The 20,363-nt window shown below is 39.2% G+C and carries 16 protein-coding genes; 15 read left to right on the top strand and 1 reads right to left on the bottom strand.

Translation table 11 applies throughout. The annotated features are described in order from the left end of the window. The first annotated feature begins 108 nt into the window (after positions 1-108). From dnaA to OZZ83_RS02270, 14 genes are all read left to right on the top strand, one after another. Complete coding sequence (gene dnaA / locus OZZ83_RS02205) at positions 109-1,443, top strand: chromosomal replication initiator protein DnaA (protein ID WP_002293122.1); 1,335 nt, start codon at positions 109-111, stop codon at positions 1,441-1,443. Between the two features lie 197 nt (positions 1,444-1,640). After that, the gene (gene dnaN / locus OZZ83_RS02210; protein WP_002293124.1) at positions 1,641-2,771 is read left to right on the top strand and encodes a DNA polymerase III subunit beta; all 1,131 of its coding nucleotides are present in this window, start codon (positions 1,641-1,643) and stop codon (positions 2,769-2,771) included. 227 nt (positions 2,772-2,998) lie between these two features. Beyond that, on the top strand, positions 2,999-3,241 hold the full coding sequence (gene yaaA / locus OZZ83_RS02215; RefSeq protein WP_002293125.1) for a S4 domain-containing protein YaaA: 243 nt from the start codon (positions 2,999-3,001) through the stop codon (positions 3,239-3,241). Further along, a complete protein-coding gene (gene recF / locus OZZ83_RS02220; protein ID WP_002309899.1) occupies positions 3,228-4,352 on the top strand; it encodes a DNA replication/repair protein RecF in 1,125 nt (374 codons plus the stop codon). Before yaaA ends, recF begins: the two co-directional genes overlap by 14 nt. Further along, the gene (gene gyrB / locus OZZ83_RS02225) at positions 4,349-6,295 is read left to right on the top strand and encodes a DNA topoisomerase (ATP-hydrolyzing) subunit B (protein ID WP_002288364.1); all 1,947 of its coding nucleotides are present in this window, start codon (positions 4,349-4,351) and stop codon (positions 6,293-6,295) included. The genes recF and gyrB overlap by 4 nt, the downstream gene beginning before the upstream one ends. 19 nt (positions 6,296-6,314) lie before the next feature. Next, complete coding sequence (gene gyrA, locus OZZ83_RS02230; protein ID WP_147606798.1) at positions 6,315-8,786, top strand: DNA gyrase subunit A; 2,472 nt, start codon at positions 6,315-6,317, stop codon at positions 8,784-8,786. Between the two features lie 493 nt (positions 8,787-9,279). Beyond that, complete coding sequence (rpsF, locus tag OZZ83_RS02235; RefSeq protein WP_002288366.1) at positions 9,280-9,579, top strand: 30S ribosomal protein S6; 300 nt, start codon at positions 9,280-9,282, stop codon at positions 9,577-9,579. Between the two features lie 50 nt (positions 9,580-9,629). After that, complete coding sequence (ssb, locus tag OZZ83_RS02240) at positions 9,630-10,142, top strand: single-stranded DNA-binding protein (protein WP_002288368.1); 513 nt, start codon at positions 9,630-9,632, stop codon at positions 10,140-10,142. Between the two features lie 25 nt (positions 10,143-10,167). Further along, positions 10,168-10,404 (top strand): 30S ribosomal protein S18, encoded by a 237-nt coding sequence (rpsR, locus tag OZZ83_RS02245; protein ID WP_002288370.1) that lies wholly within the window; start codon positions 10,168-10,170, stop codon positions 10,402-10,404. 141 nt (positions 10,405-10,545) lie between these two features. Next, on the top strand, positions 10,546-12,519 hold the full coding sequence (locus OZZ83_RS02250) for a DHH family phosphoesterase (protein ID WP_002320645.1): 1,974 nt from the start codon (positions 10,546-10,548) through the stop codon (positions 12,517-12,519). Between the two features lie 5 nt (positions 12,520-12,524). Continuing rightward, the gene (rplI, locus tag OZZ83_RS02255) at positions 12,525-12,977 is read left to right on the top strand and encodes a 50S ribosomal protein L9 (RefSeq protein WP_002288372.1); all 453 of its coding nucleotides are present in this window, start codon (positions 12,525-12,527) and stop codon (positions 12,975-12,977) included. 274 nt (positions 12,978-13,251) lie between these two features. Then, positions 13,252-14,619 (top strand): replicative DNA helicase, encoded by a 1,368-nt coding sequence (dnaB, locus tag OZZ83_RS02260; protein WP_002288373.1) that lies wholly within the window; start codon positions 13,252-13,254, stop codon positions 14,617-14,619. Positions 14,620-15,042: 423 nt separating this feature from the next. Continuing rightward, on the top strand, positions 15,043-16,335 hold the full coding sequence (locus OZZ83_RS02265) for an adenylosuccinate synthase (protein ID WP_002309895.1): 1,293 nt from the start codon (positions 15,043-15,045) through the stop codon (positions 16,333-16,335). Between the two features lie 612 nt (positions 16,336-16,947). Then, positions 16,948-17,811: a DegV family protein gene (locus OZZ83_RS02270; protein ID WP_002316532.1), complete on the top strand. Its 864-nt coding sequence runs from the start codon at positions 16,948-16,950 to the stop codon at positions 17,809-17,811. A 128-nt stretch (positions 17,812-17,939) separates the two neighbouring features. Here the strand turns inward: OZZ83_RS02270 and OZZ83_RS02275 are convergent, their stop codons facing one another. Continuing rightward, the gene (locus tag OZZ83_RS02275) at positions 17,940-19,562 is read right to left on the bottom strand and encodes an ABC-F family ATP-binding cassette domain-containing protein (protein ID WP_002309893.1); all 1,623 of its coding nucleotides are present in this window, start codon (positions 19,560-19,562) and stop codon (positions 17,940-17,942) included. 249 nt (positions 19,563-19,811) lie between these two features. Here OZZ83_RS02275 and OZZ83_RS02280 point away from each other — a divergent pair, with 249 nt between their 5' ends. Further along, positions 19,812-20,333, top strand: a complete 522-nt coding sequence (locus OZZ83_RS02280) for an HdeD family acid-resistance protein (RefSeq protein WP_002309892.1) — start codon at positions 19,812-19,814, stop codon at positions 20,331-20,333. The last annotated feature ends 30 nt before the right edge of the window (positions 20,334-20,363 follow it).

A 20,363-nucleotide genomic window follows, 5' to 3' on the forward strand; every position in this document is an offset into this window, starting at 1 on the left:
GATAATTGTAATTAAAAAATTTTTTTCTTCGGTTTCTGTGGAAAACTATTAAAAAAAATGCTAAATTAGTACTAGTTATTCACTTTTTAATGAAGGAGGAGGCCTTATATGGTATCCCTCGATGCTTTATGGAATGAATTAAAAGCAACATACCAAAAGGATTTATCGCCTGCTAGCTATAATACATGGATTGAAACAGCGAACCCTCGAACTCTTGATCAAAACCAGCTCGTTGTTGAGGTTCCTAGCAAGATTCATAAAGAATATTGGGAAAAAAACCTGGCAACAAAAATCGTTGAAGTCGGTTATATGTTATCAGGAAATGAGATTATCCCTCGCTTTATTACTGGCGAAGAAGCAGAGCAAGAAGAAGTTGTAGAAGAAAAAAATCCAAAAGTTGCGGCACCTAGCCCGCTAAAAAAAGCCATGCTGAATCCTAAATATACCTTTGATACGTTTGTCATTGGTAAAGGAAACCAGATGGCTCATGCAGCAGCGCTCGTTGTAGCAGAAGATCCAGGTTCTATTTATAACCCGCTCTTCTTTTATGGAGGCGTAGGACTTGGTAAGACTCACTTGATGCATGCCATCGGTCATCAAATGCTGCAAAGTCAGCCTAATGCCAAAGTAAAATATGTAAGCAGTGAAACTTTTGCTAATGATTTCATCAATTCGATCCAAAACAAAACAGCAGAAGAATTCCGTCAAGAATATCGAAACGTTGATTTACTATTAGTAGATGATATTCAATTTTTCGCAGAAAAAGAAGCTACGCAAGAGGAGTTTTTCCATACTTTCAATGCCTTGTACAATGAGGGTAAACAAATCGTTCTAACCAGTGATCGGTTGCCAAACGAGATTCCGAAACTACAAGAACGCCTTGTTTCTCGCTTTGCATGGGGGCTCTCTGTTGATATTACGCCACCGGATCTTGAAACAAGAACAGCGATTTTGCGTAAAAAAGCGGCAGCTGAACGTCTAGAGATCCCAGATGACACGCTGAGCTATATCGCAGGACAAATTGATTCTAATATTCGTGAATTAGAAGGGGCACTTGTTCGAGTACAGGCTTTTGCTGCAATGAATAGTGAAGATATTTCGACTAGTCTAGCTGCAGATGCGCTGAAAACGTTAAAGTCAGGAAAAGGACATCCTCAATTGTCGATTTTGCAGATCCAAGAAGAAGTGGCAAAGTATTATCACATCCAATTGAAAGATCTCAAAGGAAAGAAACGCGTCAAATCTATTGTTGTACCTAGACAAATCGCTATGTACTTGGCACGTGAGCTCACAGATAATTCTTTACCGAAAATTGGTGCTGAATTCGGTGGCAAGGACCATACAACGGTTATCCATGCCCATGAGAAAATCCAGCAGCTGATGGATTCTAGTGTCAGCATGCAAAATGAAGTATCAGAAATCAAAAACTTTTTACTAAATTAATTTGTCGATTCTACCAACTGAAAATAGCATGTGGATAAAAGAAAAAAACAAGCAAAAGTTATACACACTTTTTCCACAGCTGTTTTTTCGTTTCTCTCTTGCGTTTTTTGAGTTTTCCACAGAATCAACATGCCCTATTACTTTTATTATTCTTTTTAACTAATAATAAATAAACAAACATTCAAAGGAGATACATCATGAAAGTTACTTTAAACCGAGCTAGCTTTATGCAGGAATTGCAAACTGTTCAACGAGCTATTTCAAGCAAAACCACTATCCCTATTTTGACAGGTGTAAAAATCACACTGACACAAGAAGGTTTGACTTTGACAGGGAGCAACGCTGATATATCAATTGAAACTTTTTTGTCTGTTGAAAACGAAAAAGCAAATATGCAAATCGAATCTACCGGATCAATTGTTTTACAAGCTCGTTTCTTTAGCGAAATCATTCGAAGACTTCCTGAAGAAACATTTACTTTAGAAGTATTAGAAAATAAACAAGTAGCGATCACTTCTGGAAAAGCGAATTTTATCGTGAATGGATTAGATGCAGATAATTATCCTCATCTTCCTGTTGTCGAAAGTCATAACCAGATGAAATTACCAGTACACGTATTGACTAAACTAATCAACGAAACAGTTTTTGCTGTTTCGCAGCATGAGAGCCGTCCAATCTTGACGGGTGTGCATTTTATTTTATCTGATCATTCTTTATTGGCTGTAGCTACCGACTCTCACCGTCTAAGTCAACGGGTGATCCCAGTAGAACAAACGGCTGATCATTTTGATATTGTTATTCCCGGGAAAAGTTTGATCGAATTGTCTCGCTCATTGACAAATGAAGAAGAAATCGTCGAAATCAGCATTATGGAAAACCAAGTCTTGTTTAAAACGGAAACAATGTATTTCTATTCCCGCTTGCTAGAAGGAAACTATCCTGATACCAATCGTTTGATCCCATCAAGCTTTAATACAGAGGTCGAATTTTCTGTTCCTAGCTTTCTAGCAGCAATCGAACGTGCTTCTTTACTTTCTCATGAAGGCCGCAACAATATCGTTCGTTTATCCATTCGTCCAGATGCGGTTGTTTTATACGGAAATTCTCCAGAAATCGGGAAAGTAGAAGAAAGCTTGAGCTATACAGCAAGCAGTGGCGATCCATTGGAGATTTCTTTCAACCCGGATTATATGAAAGCAGCGTTGCGTGCATTTGGAGATATGAGTATCAAAGTAAAATTTATTTCCGCTATTCGACCATTCACGTTGGAACCAACGGAAGATGGCGTTCAATTTATCCAATTGATTACTCCTGTACGTACAAATTAACAAAGATTTTCAAAGATATTGAAAATTTAATTGAAAAGAATTAGAAAAAATAAAATTTAAACAGAAGGCCCTAAAATCTCTTTTAAGGCTTTCTGTTTATTTTTGTCTAAATCACCTTTTTTAGATTAAATCGTCTTATATGGAAAAATATATGGATAAATTTGTTTTATTGCGGAAAAAAAGGTATAATAGAGTATACTTTTAATAATGAAAATGAGGGATGGACATTGAAACAACAAGTCATTCTAAATACGGAATTCATGACGTTGGGTCAAATGCTGAAAGAAGCCACCGTTATCGGTAGTGGCGGACAAGCAAAATGGTATTTGGCAGAAAACACTGTGTTAGTCGATGGCGAGCCGGAAAATCGTCGTGGACGCAAGCTTTATCCCGGTATGATGGTTGAAGTTCCAGAAGTAGGAACTTTTTTTATGGTAAAAAAAGGAAACGACGATAATGAGGCTGAATAAGCTGTATTTAAAAAATTATCGAAATTACGAAGAGCTGAACATCGAATTTTCCAAGAATCTGGTCATTTTTTTAGGTGAAAATGCGCAGGGAAAAACAAATCTTTTGGAAAGTATCTATGTATTGGCTATGACGCGAAGCCATCGGACAAGTAGTGAGCAGGAATTGATTGGTTGGAATGACGATCAGGCAATGATCCAAGGAGAGATCGCAAAAGGTTCATCCACTCTCCCATTAGAAATCTTATTATCTAAAAAAGGCCGAAAAACCAAGATCAACCATATCGAACAAAAAAAGTTAAGTACTTACGTGGGACAAATGAATGTCATTTTATTTGCACCAGAGGATCTTTCGTTAGTAAAAGGCAGCCCGCAGATCAGGCGGAAATTTTTAGATATGGAATTAGGTCAGATCAATCCAATTTATCTTTATGATCTTGTCCAATACCAAGCGATTTTGAAGCAAAGAAACCAGTATTTGAAGCAATTGAATGAAAAAAAACAAACTGATTTGCTTTATTTGGATATTTTGTCCGAACAACTAGCAGCGTTTGGTAGCAAAGTATTGAAAGCAAGAGCACAGTTCATCAAGCGATTGGAGTTTTGGGCTAATTCTTTACATCAGCAAATCACACATCATAAAGAGCAGCTAGAAATCGAGTATCTCACCGCAGTCGATTCTTTAGAAACACATACGCAAGAACAAATCCAAGAACAATTTCTCGCACTTTTGAATCAAAACAAAAAGAAAGACCTTTTTCGGGGAACGACGACAGTTGGTCCTCACCGTGACGATCTTTCCTTTTTTATTAATCAAAAAAACGTGCAGACTTATGGATCGCAAGGACAGCAAAGAACGACTGCTCTAAGTGTCAAATTAGCAGAAATTGATTTGATCAAAGAAGAGACAGGGGAATATCCAATCCTATTATTAGATGATGTGATGAGCGAGCTGGATGATAATCGTCAGCTCCATCTGCTGGAAACAATCGAAGGAAAAGTTCAAACGTTCTTAACAACGACGACACTTGACCATGTAAAAAATAAAATGACTGTTGAACCTGAGATTTTTTATGTTCGACAAGGGAAACTAAAAGGAGAAGAAACTGAATGACAGAAGAAAGAAGTTTAGTAGAACGCGCTAAAGAATATGATGCCAGTCAGATTCAAGTACTTGAAGGACTTGAAGCCGTTCGTAAACGACCTGGCATGTATATCGGTTCGACTAGTTCTGAAGGTCTGCATCACCTTGTTTGGGAAATCGTCGATAATTCGATCGATGAAGTATTAGCAGGTTTTGCAACGAAAATCCATGTGATTATAGAAAAAGACAACAGTATCACTGTTATTGACGATGGACGGGGGATACCAGTAGATATCCAAGCAAAAACCGGACGTCCTGCAGTTGAAACGGTCTTTACTGTTTTACATGCTGGAGGAAAATTTGGCGGTGGCGGATACAAAGTTTCCGGTGGTCTTCATGGAGTGGGATCTTCCGTCGTAAACGCACTTTCTACGCAACTTGATGTCAAAGTATACAAAGAAGGAAATGTGTACTATCAAGAGTATCGTCGTGGAGCTGTAGTGGACGACTTAAAGATCATTGAACAAACGGATCGCCATGGAACAACGGTTCACTTTACGCCAGATCCTGAAATTTTTACAGAGACAACTGAGTTTGATTTTTCAAAATTGGCTACCCGAATCCGTGAACTAGCTTTCTTGAACCGCGGGATGCGTATCTCGATTGAGGACAAACGAGAAGAAGAACCAGTCATCAATGAATACCATTATGATGGTGGGATCAAAAGTTATGTCGAATACTTGAATGCAAACAAAACCGTGATTTTCCCAGAACCTGTATATTTGGAAGGTGAGCAGCAAGATATCGCAGTTGAAGTCTCTATGCAATATACAGACGGCTACCATTCCAATATCATGAGTTTTGCCAACAATATCCATACGTATGAAGGCGGAACACATGAATCAGGATTCAAGACTGCATTAACTCGGGTAATCAATGATTATGCTCGAAAACAAAAGCTGATGAAAGAAAATGATGACAACTTGACTGGTGAAGACGTGCGAGAAGGATTGACAGCTGTTATTTCTATCAAGCATCCTGACCCTCAATTCGAAGGACAAACAAAAACAAAATTGGGCAATTCCGAAGTACGGACAGTCACTGATCGGTTATTTAGCGAGCATTTCATGAAATTCTTGCTGGAAAACCCAAGTGTGGGCCGTCAAATCGTTGAAAAAGGATTATTAGCTTCCAGAGCTCGTCTAGCAGCGAAACGTGCGCGTGAAGTAACGAGACGTAAAGGTGCTTTAGAGATCAGTAATCTGCCAGGAAAATTAGCAGACTGCTCTAGCAACGATCCTGAAAAATGCGAATTGTTCATCGTCGAAGGAGATTCGGCCGGCGGATCAGCTAAGCAAGGTCGTAATCGAGAATTTCAAGCTATCTTGCCTATTCGTGGGAAAATCTTGAATGTTGAAAAAGCAAGTATGGACAAGATCTTGGCAAATGAAGAGATCCGGTCTTTATTTACCGCTATGGGTACAGGGTTTGGAGAAGATTTCGATGTATCGAAAGCTCGTTATCATAAATTAGTGATCATGACTGATGCCGATGTTGATGGTGCGCATATCCGTACATTGCTGCTGACTCTTTTTTACCGCTACATGCGTCCAATTGTTGAAGCTGGTTATGTCTATATTGCTCAGCCGCCTTTATACGGGGTAAAACAAGGGAAGAATATCACGTATGTACAACCAGGAAAGAATGCAGAAGAAGAGTTGAAACAAGTCGTTGCTTCACTTCCTGCTTCACCAAAACCAAGTGTTCAGCGGTATAAAGGGCTTGGAGAAATGGATGATCATCAACTATGGGAAACAACTATGGACCCAAGTAATCGAATGATGGCCCGCGTCAGCGTGGACGATGCTATTGCGGCAGACCAGATATTTGAAATGTTGATGGGGGATCGAGTAGAGCCTCGTCGTGCATTCATCGAGGAAAATGCACATTACGTGAAGAACTTAGATATTTAATCATGAAGGAGGAAAAAGAATGAGTGAAGAAATCAGAGAAAACATCCATGATGTCAATCTAACTAGCGAAATGAAAGACTCCTTCATCGATTATGCGATGAGTGTTATTGTCGCACGTGCACTGCCTGATGTCAGAGATGGTCTGAAACCCGTTCATCGCCGTATTTTATACGGCATGAACGAATTAGGTGTGACACCGGATAAAGCCCATAAAAAATCTGCCAGAATCGTCGGAGATGTCATGGGTAAATACCATCCTCATGGGGATAGTGCGATCTATGAGTCAATGGTACGGATGGCGCAGCCATTTAGCTACCGTTATATGCTAGTGGATGGCCATGGAAACTTTGGTTCTGTTGACGGTGACGGTGCCGCTGCTATGCGTTATACCGAAGCACGGATGAGTAAAATCGCTACAGAAATGCTGCGTGATATCAATAAGAACACTGTTGATTTCCAAAGCAACTATGATGACACAGAAAAAGAACCCGTTGTATTACCTGCTCGCTTCCCCAATCTTTTGGTGAACGGAACGACGGGGATAGCCGTGGGTATGGCAACGAATATCCCACCTCATAATTTATCTGAGGTAGTAGCGGCTATCGATTTGCTGATGGATAATCCTGATGTGACGACCAATGAATTGATGGAAGTATTACCTGGACCAGATTTTCCAACAGGTGGTTTGGTCATGGGAAAATCAGGAATCCGAAGAGCGTATGAAACAGGTAAAGGTTCTATTACCGTACGTGCAAAAGTTGAGATCACTGAGATGCCAAATGGCAAAGAACGGATCCTCGTGACGGAATTACCTTATATGGTCAATAAAGCCAAATTGATTGAACGGATTTCTGAGTTGCACAGAGACAAGCGTATCGAAGGAATCACGGATTTGCGGGATGAATCTTCCCGTGAAGGCATGCGAATTGTCATTGACGTTCGTCGTGACGCCAGCGCATCAGTTATTTTGAATAACTTATACAAATTGACATCCTTGCAGAATTCATTCGGATTCAATATGTTGGCCATCGAAAAAGGCGTGCCGAAAGTTTTAAGTTTGAAACAAATCCTTGAAAACTATATCGAACATCAACGCGAAGTCATCACACGACGGACGGTCTTTGAAAAAGAAAAAGCAGAAGCAAGAGCACACATCTTAGAAGGTTTGCGTATTGCTTTGGATCATATCGATGAAATCATTGCGATTATCCGCGGGTCTAAATCAGATGACGAAGCAAAAGCAACAATGATCGAACGGTTCGATTTATCCGATCGCCAATCACAAGCTATCTTAGATATGCGTTTGCGTCGATTGACCGGTTTGGAACGGGAAAAAATCGAAAATGAATACCAAGAACTATTGAAACTGATTGAAGATTTGACTGACATTCTGGCAAGACCCGAACGTGTCACAGAAATCATCAAGAATGAATTAGCAGACTTGAATCAACGATTTGGTGATAAACGACGCACAGAATTACTAGTCGGTGAGGTCTTAAGTCTAGAAGATGAAGATTTGATTGAAGAAGAAGAAATCGTTATTACACTGACAAACAATGGTTATATCAAACGTTTGGCAAATAATGAATTCAGAGCTCAACGAAGAGGCGGGCGTGGTGTCCAAGGAATGGGTATCCACAATGACGACTTCGTCAAGAATCTAGTTTCTTGTTCTACCCATGATACATTGTTATTCTTTACGAATAACGGAAAAGTGTATCGGGCAAAAGGATACGAAATTCCAGAATACGGACGTACAGCCAAAGGTATCCCAATCATCAATTTGCTGGGTATCGACTCGAGTGAAAGCATCCAAGCAATTATTGCGGTGACGGGAGAAGCAGAAGAAGGCCACTACCTCTTCTTTACGACGCGTCAAGGTACAGTTAAACGTACGTCTGTCACTGCTTTCGCTAACATCCGAAGCAATGGTCTGATTGCAATTGGTTTGAAAGAAGATGACGAATTAGTCAATGTTCTATTGACAGATGGACAGTCAAATATCATCATTGGCACACATAACGGCTACTCTGTGACCTTCAAAGAGGAAGCAGTCCGCGATATGGGACGTACAGCTTCCGGCGTCAGAGGGATACGTTTGCGTGAGGAAGACTACGTTGTTGGGGCAGCCCTGATGAAGGAAGACCAAGAAGTACTAGTGATTACAGAAAAAGGTTACGGAAAACGGACCAAAGTATCGGAATATCCAGTGAAAGGCCGCGGAGGTAAAGGAATCAAAACGGCGAATATCACTGAAAAAAATGGTCCACTAGCCGGATTGACCACTGTTTCTGGAGATGAAGACATCATGCTGATTACAGATAAAGGTGTGATTATCCGTTTCAACGTATCGACTGTTTCTCAAACTGGACGTTCAACATTGGGTGTACGTTTGATGAAGATGGAAGCTGATACGAAAGTCGTCACAATGGCAGCAGTCGAGCCAGAAGCGGTAGAACAAACAGTTGAAGAGCAAGCAACAGAAGAATAATCATAAAGATGAAGTGTTTAAGTTAGCAAAGAGGTTGTGAAAAAGCTGCTCTGCATCAAGCAGTAAGAACAATCAGACAAAAATAGCATTCCATATTTTTCATCTGATTGGGCTTAGTGCCGTAGATGCAAGCTTTTGAACACCGTTTAAGGAAGAGATCGTGAGTCTGCCGTTTCACTCTGAGTCACAAGGAGCAATTTCAAAAAAATAGCTTCTCATGTTTGTTGAATAGTGTGACTTGTGACCGAGGAGTTGGCAGGAGAACACCGTTTATTCGAAAAAAGGGAACTGCGACAAGACTTTTGTCACAGTTCCCTTGCTTGCTTTTTTGATTAATTGAATTTCTCTTAAAATATTTGAAACTGTTTATTCTGTATTGCTTTTGACCAAAATAGAGTGTATAATCAAAGCTTGTGAGTAGTCTAATTAATTAGATAACTCTCCTTGCTCTTAGGAACCTAAGAGCCGAAAGTCCACAGGGAGGTGAATATCAATGGAAAACACGAAATATGAAATCATGTACATTATTCGTCCAAACATTGATGAAGAAGCAAAAACTGCTTTAATCGAACGTTTCGATGCAATCTTGAAAGATAACGGAGCAGAAGTTATCGAATCAAAAGATTGGGAAAAACGCCGTTTCGCTTATGAAATGAACGGTTACCGTGAAGGTATCTATCACATCGTTAAAGTATCTTCTCCATCATCAGCAAATGCTGTCAATGAATTTGACCGTCTTGCTAAAATCAACGACGACATCATTCGTCACATGATTGTTAAAGAAGAAGCTTAATTGTTGTTTCATGTGAAACAATAGAAAAACGATGAGAGGAGATGACTATTTTGATTAATAATGTTGTATTAGTTGGACGTCTGACGAAAGATCCAGATTTGCGTTACACAGCAAGTGGTACGGCAGTCGCAACATTTACTTTGGCTGTGAATCGTAATTTTACAAACCAAAGCGGCAATCGCGAGGCTGATTTTATCAACTGTGTGATTTGGCGCAAATCAGCAGAAACTTTAGCAAACTATGCTCGTAAAGGAACACTTTTAGGTGTTACTGGACGTATCCAAACTCGTTCTTATGATAATCAGCAAGGACAACGTGTATACGTGACAGAAGTAGTAGCTGACAACTTCCAATTGCTGGAAAGTCGTTCTGCATCTGAAAATCGCCAACAAAGCGGCGGATTCCAAAGTTCTGGTCAATCAGCTGGCGGATTTGGCGGAAACAATAACTCTAATCAAACATCTCAATCATCCAACGGTATGCCTGATTTCGACCGTGATACTTCTGACCCATTCGGCTCAAGTTCAACGATCGACATTTCAGATGATGATTTACCATTCTAAACGAATTTGATAGGAGGGAAATAGAATGGCACAACAAAGAAGAGGCGGACGTAAACGTCGTAAAGTAGATTACATTGCTGCTAACCATATTGAATATATCGATTATAAAGATATCGAATTACTAAAAAGATTTATTTCAGAACGCGGTAAAATCTTGCCACGTCGTGTAACTGGTACAGGCGCTAAAAACCAACGTAAAATTACTGTTGCAATCAAACGCGCACGTATCATGGGCTTGCTACCTTTTGTTAGCGAAGACTAATAAATCCGAGGAATTGAATGACTGATCCTTTTGATCAGCTATTCAATTCTTTTTTTTCTGTAAAATAACCGATATTCGTTTAGTCGCTTGAATGACGAAAGTTATGGTAAAATCAAGTTAGTCATATATGGGAGGAAAATTATGGAAAATAAAAACAATCATTTATCCCCAAAACCTCTCTTCCTTATCCTGTTTATACTAATCGAAGTATTGGTAGTCTTAATTTTACCATTTCGTTTTGTTAGCGCTTTGGTCATTCTTTTGATGAATTTATGGGGCGTTCGCTATTGGTTGAAAATGAAACGCTGGCTTATTTTAAATAAACGTGAAAAAATCCAGCAGGCTTCGACCGTAGCCGAAACAAATCTGGCTTATGTCTCAGAAGTCATGCCTGTAGGAGTGATTGCTTATCAGCCATCAAGCCAAAAAATCGAATGGCTCAATCCTTTAGCATTGAAAGTCAAAGATCAAAGTGGATTAACAGAGGAAGAATTATTAGATACTTTTTTTACTGCAAAAGAAAAAAAGAAAAACCAAGTCTATCTAGCAGATAAAACATTTCAGTTTGATATGGATACAGTAAAGGGTGTCGTTTATTTTAATGATATCACCCAAAACCAGTTGTTGAAACTTCATCAGGCGAACAGTCAGCCAGTAATCGGTATTTTATCTATTGATAACTATGCAGATGCTATTGATAAATTGGATGATAAAGAGATTTCTTATTTGAACTCTTTCGTCACTACACTAGTTTCTGACTGGATGAATGAATACCATGTCTTTTTCAAAAGAATCAACGCAGAACGGTTTTTCTTCGTCGCGCAGATGATCGATTTGAAAAAGATGATGGATAAAAAATTTGATTTGTTGGACCGCTTTCGAGCAGAAGCTGAAAAACAGAGCTCGCCTGTCACCTTGAGTATGGGGATTGCTTATGGCGCAAGATCCCTCGATGAAATCGGTGGAGAAGCTCAGAACAATTTAGATGTTGCTCTAGTCCGCGGAGGCGACCAAGTTGTCGTGAAAGAGGTAAAAGAAGGTGCGAAACCTGTTTATTATGGCGGTAAATCAGCTAAGAATGTCAAACGCACGCGTGTCCGTTCTCGAGCGATGAGTACTGCTTTGCGCCGGATTTTTGATGAAACAGGCGATGTGTTCATCATGGGACATAAATTTCCGGATATGGATGCTTTAGGCTCTGCTTTTGGTGTCAGTTGTCTTGCACGCTTCAACCAGAAAAAGGCTTATATCGTTATCAACGAGAACGAAATCATTCCAGATGTAGAACGTTGTCTCGAAGAAATCCATAAACATCCAGAATTAGAAATGCAATTGATCTCTCCAGAACGCGCCATAGAGCTGAAAAAAGATGAAGACCTACTCGTGATGGTGGATTATCATAAACCTTCTCTATCGATCTCTCAGAGCCTATATGAGCAATTTGATAAAATCGTAATCATTGATCATCACCGCCGAGGGGAAGAGTTTCCAAGCAAGCCTTTGCTGACTTATATCGAATCTTCAGCCTCTTCCGCTTCAGAGCTAGTTTCTGAGCTGATCCAATACCAAAGCAGCAAAACGAATCGCTTAGATCGCTTTGAGGCCACACTATTACTTGCAGGGATGGTTGTAGATACGAATAGTTTCAATGTTCGTACAACTGCACGAACTTTTGATGTTGCCAGCTATTTAAGGTCTTGTGGAGCAGACGCATCCTTAGTACAATATTTATTGAGCTCGGACTTAGCGACATACTTGGAAATCAGTCATTTGATTGCTGGAAGCGAGTATGTGACTTCTGATATTGTTGTGGCGGCAGGAACAGATGAAAAAGAGTATAATAGTGTCATAGCGGCAAAAACAGCAGATACACTACTTTCGATGATCAATATCAACGCAGCTTTCGTCATTACGAAGCGGATAGACGGATTGATTGGGATCAGTGCCAGAAGTACCGGTACGATCAATGTCCAAATCATCATGGAATCCTTAGGTGGTGGAGGACACTTCACAAATGCAGCTACTCAACTGGAGAATACGACAGTTGAAGAAACAAAACAGAAGCTTTTTGCTGCAATCAAAGAAAATATGAATCAAATATATGATAAGGAGTAATCCAAATGAAAGTAATTTTTTTACAAGACGTAAAAGGAAAAGGTAAAAAAGGGGACATCAAAGAAGTTCCAGCAGGTTATGCACAAAATTATCTAATCAAAAATAACTTGGCAAAAGAAGCAACGAAAAGTAGTATCAGTCAGTTAGCTGGACAGAAGAAAGCCCAAGAAAAACACGAAGCTGAAATCTTGGAAGAAGCTAAAAAATTAAAAGAATTCTTGGAAAAAGAAGATACGGTAGTCGAGTTAAAAGCAAAAGCAGGGGAAGACAGCCGTTTGTTTGGATCGATTCCTTCAAAACAAATTGCTGAAGGGCTAAACAAACAATACAAAATCAAATTAGATAAACGAAAAATCGAACTAGAAAACCCAATCCGTTCACTAGGCTACACAAACGTACCTGTGAAGTTGCATCATGAGGTGACGGCTACGATCAAAGTTCATGTCGTACAAGAATAACAAGTTTTGATAGTGATGTTCAGCTGGTAAGAAGAACCAGAAGGAGAAAAGACAAACCGAAATTTATCTGAGAAAAGCAGCTGTAGCAACAAAAGCACAAGCTGCATATCGATTTCAGATTGATTTCGGTTTCTTTTTTGAGAATAGTAAAATAGCATGAAGTAAACGAGTATAATAAAAGAGAGCTATTTTTTTAGGATACTTTCGATGCGAATGATGACTTTTCCATCATTTTCTTGTAAAATGAAGCAATTGAAGACAAGGAGCGATACGTATGAATGAAGTGTGGCAGGATCGAATCCCACCGCAAAATATTGAAGCTGAACAAGCGGTTCTAGGCTCTGTTTTTCTTGATGCAGAAACGATCATTGATGCCATGGAGTACATAGAGCCAAAAGACTTTTATCGTCGCGGCCATCAAATTATTTTTGAGACAATGATCGAGTTGAATGATCGTAATGAAGCGATTGACGTTGTTACTGTTAAAGACCGACTAGAACAAGCAAATTTGTTAGAAGATGCCGGTGGTTTAAGTTACCTATCAGATTTGGCTTTAGCAGTTCCGACAGCAGCAAATATCGTCTACTATGCAAAAATCGTTGAAGAAAAATCATTATTGCGTACATTGATCCAGACAGCAACGGGTATCGTTACAAAAGGATTCGAGCAAGGAGAAGAAGTTCAGACGATCTTAGATGATGCAGAACGCAGTATCTTGGAGGTTTCGGAAAAAAGAAATCGAAGCGGCTTTTTATCCATTGCTGAAGTACTGAACTCAACGATTGAAAATATCGATCGACTAGCTCAAAATAATGAAGAAATCACAGGCCTACCAACTGGCTATCAAGGTCTGGACAAAATGACAGCAGGTTTCCAGCCCGAAGAACTAATCATTCTGGCTGCTCGTCCGGCGGTAGGTAAAACTGCGTTCGCATTGAATATTGCTCAAAATGTAGGAACCAAAACAGATCGTTCTGTTGCGATATTCAGTCTGGAAATGGGGGCGGAATCTCTTGTAAATCGGATGCTTTGTGCAGAAGGTTCGATTGAAGCCAGCCATTTGCGTACAGGTCAGCTTTCGGAAGAAGAATGGTCGAATCTGATCGTTGCGATGGGAAGTCTTTCTCGAGCAAATATTTTTATCGATGATACACCAGGGATCAAGATCTCTGAGATCCGCGCGAAATGTCGAAAACTAGCGCAAGAAAAAGGCAACCTAGGCTTGATATTAATCGATTATTTGCAGTTGATTGAAGGGAACGGTAAAGAGAACCGTCAACAAGAAGTATCAGATATCTCCCGCCAACTGAAAAAACTGGCAAAAGAACTGAAAGTACCTGTCATTGCTCTTTCGCAGTTGTCTCGTGGAGTAGAACAGCGACAAGACAAACGTCCAGTACTAAGTGATATTCGTGAATCCGGATCAATCGAACAAGATGCGGACATCGTAGCCTTCTTGTATCGGGATGATTATTATGAAAGAGAAGGCGGAGATGACGATGATGGAAATGAGCCAAAAAATGACAACGTCATCGAAGTCATCATCGAGAAGAACCGAAGCGGTGCGCGAGGAACAGTTGAACTGCTGTTTATCAAAGAATACAATAAATTTTCGTCGCTTTCGCCAAGAGAAGAATTTTAAAGAAGAGGTTGTGAAAGCAGCGTTCAGCCTTGCGCAATGACCAAGGGCACTCGTATAAGATGCGACGAGTAACTGCAAGAGTGACTAGAGCACTTAATTAAAACAGATCTCCAAAGGGATTGTGACAAAAGTCTTGTCACAGTCCCTTTTTCCGAATAAACGGTGTTCCAGAAGTAACTTCTTCGGAAATAAGCCGAAATGCCACAAAAATTTGAGAAGCAATTTTCGTACATTCCTTCTTATTTCTTGAAGTTGACCACTTCTGTTACAACCTCTTTTTTAACAATCATTCTAAAACGATAAAAGTTCGTTTTTTAAGCGTTTTTATAAAATAAAAATAAAAATCATTCGATTTTATTTGAATTATGTATCTATTATTGATACAATGGTTCAGGATTAAATAATATAGAACGAGGTGTTCACATGTCATCTGTAGTAGTAGTAGGTACGCAATGGGGCGATGAAGGGAAAGGAAAAATCACAGACTTTCTCAGTGAAAATGCTGAAGTGATTGCACGGTACCAAGGTGGCGACAATGCAGGACACACAATCAAATTCAACGGTGTGACTTATAAACTGCATTTGATTCCTTCTGGGATTTTTTATAAAGACAAGATCAGTGTGATTGGAAATGGCGTCGTAGTCAATCCTAAATCATTGGTCAAAGAATTAGCTTATTTACATGAAAAAGGTGTAGAAACAAGTAATCTGCGTATTTCTGACCGCGCACACGTAATCTTGCCTTATCATATCAAATTGGACCAATTACAAGAAGATGCGAAAGGTGAAAACAAAATCGGTACAACGATCAAAGGAATCGGACCAGCTTATATGGATAAAGCCGCTCGTGTAGGTATCCGTATCGCAGACTTATTGGATAAAGAAATTTTTGAAGAACGACTTCGTTTGAATCTAGATGACAAAAACCGTCAATTTGTAAAAATGTTCGATTCAGAACCACTTGATTTTGACGATATTTTTGAAGAATATTATGAATATGGTCAACAAATCAAACAATACGTCACAGATACTTCGGTTATCTTGAATGACGCCTTAGATGCAGGTAAACGAGTGTTGTTTGAAGGGGCACAAGGAGTCATGTTGGATATCGACCAAGGAACCTATCCTTTTGTTACTTCTTCTAATCCAGTAGCCGGTGGTGTTACAATCGGAAGCGGTGTAGGACCTTCAAAAATCAATAAAGTCGTCGGCGTCTGCAAAGCCTATACGTCACGTGTCGGTGATGGACCATTTCCAACTGAACTATTTGATGAAACAGGTGAACAAATCCGCAAAGTAGGACGAGAATACGGTACGACAACTGGACGTCCTCGTCGTGTCGGCTGGTTTGATTCTGTAGTTATGCGCCATTCTAAACGGGTTTCAGGTATTACCAACCTATCTTTAAACTCAATCGATGTATTAAGTGGATTGGAAACCGTAAAAATTTGCACGGCTTATGAATTAGATGGCGAACTAATCTACCACTATCCAGCAAGCTTGAAAGAGTTGAACCGTTGCAAACCAATCTATGAAGAATTGCCAGGCTGGTCAGAAGATATTACAGGATGCAAAACACTTGCAGAACTGCCAGAAAACGCACGTAACTATGTACGTCGTATCTCAGAGCTTGTTGGTGTACGTATCTCAACATTTTCTGTCGGACCTGATAGAACACAAACAAACATCTTAGAAAGCGTCTGGGCGCAAATCTAAGGATAAAAACGACGACTGAATCAGGACGTTCTTACCAGAGCGAGTCGAAGGGTTTATCTATACGATAATAATAACTTGAACACTGTTTATTCAGAATAAGGGACTGTGACAAAAACCGTGTCACAGTCCCTTTTTTCGAATAAATGGTGTTCAAAGGCTTGCATCTACGGCACTAAGCCCAATCAGATGAAAAATATGGAGTGCTATTTTTATCTGATTGTTCTTACTGCTTGATGCAGAGCAGCTTTTTCACAACCTCTTCCTTAAACGGTGTTCAATCAGCTGACCCTCGGTATTCGCTCAACAAACGGCAAAATATGAGGAACTATTTTTCCGTTTTTTTCTCTAATACTCAGGTCAAAACGCTGATTTCACAACCTCTTATTCACGGTGGTCCAGAAGTAGCTTCTACGGAAATAAGCCGAAATTCCACAAAAATTTAAGAAGCAATTTTCGTAAATTCCTTCTTATTTCTTGAAGCTGACCACTTCTGTCACAACCTCTTATTTTAATTAGAACTTACGAAAATAAACCGGTTAAAGTGTGTCTAGCGCAAGAGATTTGCTATAATAGACGATAAGGGTAAAATGTAACGAGAAGGGGTTGAAAAATGTGTATCAAATTGTAACAGATTCTTGTTGTGATCTGCCATACCATGTATTAGCAGAAGAAAAAATTGATTTTTTATCAATGAATCTCCAATTGAATGATCAAGAGTTAGTAGATGATCTCGGAAAGACATTCAATTATGACCGCTACATGAATCAGCTGAAAAATGGTGCGATGCCTACGACATCACAAATCAATGTTGGCCGATATTTAGAATTTTTCCGTTCTTATGCGGAAAAACAGATTCCTGTCTTATATGTGGCTTTTTCCAGTGGATTAAGCGGCTCTTACAGCAGTGCGCTTCAAGCTGTTGAATTACTGAAGGAAGAATATGAAGACCCTGAGATCTATGTTTTTGATACAAAAGCTGCAAGTATCGGGGAAGGGCTTTTAGTATTGGAAGCTGCAAGATTGAAAAAAGAAGGGAAAAGTATCGAAGAAACCTTAGAGTGGCTGGAAAAAAATTATTTGAAAGTCCATTCATGGGTAACTGTAGACGATTTGAAGTATCTAGAACGAGGCGGTAGGATTTCCAAAGCAAGTGCTACTCTGGGCAGTCTATTGAGTGTAAAGCCTATTATTACGGTAGATAAAGAAGGAAGGCTGACGAATGTTGACAAAGTTCGCGGAAGGAACAAGTCGATCCAGACAATCGTCAATGAGACAGTAAAAACAATCGTTGCGCCACTTGATCAAATCGTTTATGTGGCTTACGCTGGGGATCTAGAGAGCGCGGAGAAGGCAAAACGGCTTTTGGAAGAGCAGATAAAGATGAAAGATGTCAAGCTTTATCCTTTAGGACCAACGATCGCCAGTCACACAGGCTATGGCTGTATCGCGATTTTTTCGATGGGAATCAGTCGATAAAAGCAGTAACTCATTCTGTAAAAATGCCTAGGATTTGAATGTAACAAAAATAGCGACTCTTAAAAGATAGATGAGCATTCTATCTCTTAGAGGTCGCTGTTTTTTTGTTTTTTAAGCTAAATAGGTCGTTACGCCCATAACTCGTTCAATTGTTTTTGAATATCTGTGTTTTCCAAGAATTCATCATATGTCGTATCAGCCCGATCAATCACACCTTTATCTGAAACAGCAATGATACGGTTTGCCAATGTTTGGATAAATTGATGGTCATGAGAGGCAAACAGGATCGAGCCAGTAAATGCCATCAAGCCATCATTCAATGCGGTGATTGATTCTAAGTCTAAATGGTTCGTTGGATCGTCTAATACAAGTACGTTAGCTTTCGAAAGCATCATTTTTGAGAGCATACAACGGACTTTCTCTCCACCAGATAAAACATTTACTGGTTTCAATACTTCTTCACCAGAAAACAGCATTCTTCCTAAGAAACTTCTTAAGAAGGTGTTGTCATCTTCTTCTTTACTTGCATATTGGCGCAACCAGTCTAAAATCGTTAGATCCGTGTCGAATTCTTTCGTTGTATCCTTTGGTAAATAAGAATGACTGGTTGTTACTCCCCAACGTACTGTTCCAGTATCTGGTGTAATTTCACCCATTATAACTTTGAATAGCGTTGTTGTTGTTATATCATTTTCTGCGACAAAAGCAACCTTGTCTTCTTTGCTTAAATTAAAAGATATATCATCTAAGATTTTCTTTCCATCAATCGTTACACTTACATTTTCTACCTGCAATAAGTCGTTTCCGATCTCACGTTCAGGTTTGAATCCAACGAATGGGTAACGTCTAGAAGAAGGCTGGATATCGTCCAAAGTAATTTTTTCAAGCATTTTTTTACGTGAAGTTGCTTGTTTTGATTTTGATGCATTCGCACTAAAGCGAGCAATGAATTCTTGGAGCTCTTTGATTTGTTCTTCTTTTTTGGCATTTGCATTCGCTTGGAGTTTAGCCGCTAATTGACTAGATTCCAACCAAAAATCATAATTTCCTACATAAAGTTTGATTTTACCAAAATCCAGATCCGCCATATGTGTACATACTTTGTTCAAAAAGTGACGGTCATGGGAGACAACGATCACAGTATTTTCAAAATTAATCAAAAATTCTTCCAACCAATTGATCGATTGGATATCCAGACCGTTTGTTGGTTCGTCTAGTAAAAGAACATCAGGTTTACCAAATAGTGTTTGTGCTAACAACACTTTTACCTTTTGTCCGCCAGTCAATTCACTCATTTGCTGATGGTGCAATTCTTCAGGGATGTTCAGTCCTTGCAGTAAAACAGCTGCTTCTGGTTCTGCTTCCCATCCATTAAGCTCAGCAAATTCTCCTTCTAATTCAGCTGCTCGAATACCATCTTCGTCAGTGAAATCTTCTTTCATGTAAATTGCATCTTTTTCTTTCATCACTTCATACAGACGCTTGTGTCCCATGATGACTGTTTCAAGTACAGTATAGTCTTCATAGTCGTAATGGTTCTGTTTCAATACGGCCATCCGTTCATCTGGTCCCATAGTAACGGAACCTGTGGAAGGCTGCAGATCCCCTGATAACACTTTAAGGAACGTTGATTTACCTGCACCATTTGCACCAATCAAGCCATAGCAGTTTCCGGGGGTAAATTTAATATTCACATCATCAAATAGTTTGCGGTCTGAAAAGTGCAAACTCACATCATTTACAGTAATCAATTTTTTTCCTCACTTTTATCATTATTAGTTTTTGACAAGTCTTATAGAATTATATAGGGGAAAGGTAAAAGATTCAAGGCAATCGAACATTCTTTGTGTTTCACGTGAAACAGAATGAAGAAAATAAACATAAAAGAGGAGTAGAAATAGCTGCTATAGGATTTTTTAGTTTGAAACAGCATAATTTTTGACGTTATTTATAAGAAGGAGTACTATAAAACTGTAAAAGAAATGAAAGAAGGATAGAAAATGGATGAAAAAAGAACCATCGACTGGGGCTCATTGATTTTGGGAATTTTATTTGTACTTGTCTCATTGTTATCATTTCAAGACCCTGTCGGAAATTTAGTTGCAATTGTAGTAGTCTTTGCGATTTTTGCTTTTATTAAAGGAATATTTGAACTGTTTGTACGTAACAGATTGAAAGAGCTAACAGGATATAAAGGAAAAATGCCCTTAATAATCGGGATCATCGATATTCTAGTTGGCGTCTTTTTCTTATTCAATATTGGTGCAGGAGTCGCAGCATTACCTTTTGTTTTTGCAGTATGGTTTATTGCTGATTCCGTTTTAGCGTTATTTACTGCTGACTTGGCAAGAGGAGTAAGTGAAGGTTATTATTGGTTTACGATCATCGTCAATATTTTAGGAATTTTATTAGGAATTTTCTTATTGTTTAATCCAATTTCTTCTGCGTTGACATTAAGCTTTTTAGTTGGGTTCTATTTTATGTTATTCGGCATCACACATATCGTCTATGCGTTTAGATAAGTGAAATCAAACAAATAAAAAAGCCAGCTT

It is taken from the genome of Enterococcus sp. E5-162, from assembly GCF_035725965.1.
In the GTDB taxonomy this organism is placed as follows: domain Bacteria; phylum Bacillota; class Bacilli; order Lactobacillales; family Enterococcaceae; genus Enterococcus_B; species Enterococcus_B lactis.

Excerpts from the sequence above, each read along its gene's own strand:
- rpsF (WP_002288366.1), top strand. The coding sequence starts at position 9,280 with ATGGAAAACACGAAATATGAAATCATGTACATTATTCGTCCAAACATT.
- OZZ83_RS02250 (WP_002320645.1), top strand. The coding sequence starts at position 10,546 with ATGGAAAATAAAAACAATCATTTATCCCCAAAACCTCTCTTCCTTATC.
- OZZ83_RS02280 (WP_002309892.1), top strand. The coding sequence starts at position 19,812 with ATGGATGAAAAAAGAACCATCGACTGGGGCTCATTGATTTTGGGAATT.
- OZZ83_RS02265 (WP_002309895.1), top strand. The coding sequence starts at position 15,043 with ATGTCATCTGTAGTAGTAGTAGGTACGCAATGGGGCGATGAAGGGAAA.
- rpsR (WP_002288370.1), top strand. The coding sequence starts at position 10,168 with ATGGCACAACAAAGAAGAGGCGGACGTAAACGTCGTAAAGTAGATTAC.
- dnaA (WP_002293122.1), top strand. The coding sequence starts at position 109 with ATGGTATCCCTCGATGCTTTATGGAATGAATTAAAAGCAACATACCAA.
- dnaB (WP_002288373.1), top strand. The coding sequence starts at position 13,252 with ATGAATGAAGTGTGGCAGGATCGAATCCCACCGCAAAATATTGAAGCT.
- dnaN (WP_002293124.1), top strand. The coding sequence starts at position 1,641 with ATGAAAGTTACTTTAAACCGAGCTAGCTTTATGCAGGAATTGCAAACT.
- gyrB (WP_002288364.1), top strand. The coding sequence starts at position 4,349 with ATGACAGAAGAAAGAAGTTTAGTAGAACGCGCTAAAGAATATGATGCC.
- gyrA (WP_147606798.1), top strand. The coding sequence starts at position 6,315 with ATGAGTGAAGAAATCAGAGAAAACATCCATGATGTCAATCTAACTAGC.
- rplI (WP_002288372.1), top strand. The coding sequence starts at position 12,525 with ATGAAAGTAATTTTTTTACAAGACGTAAAAGGAAAAGGTAAAAAAGGG.
- recF (WP_002309899.1), top strand. The coding sequence starts at position 3,228 with ATGAGGCTGAATAAGCTGTATTTAAAAAATTATCGAAATTACGAAGAG.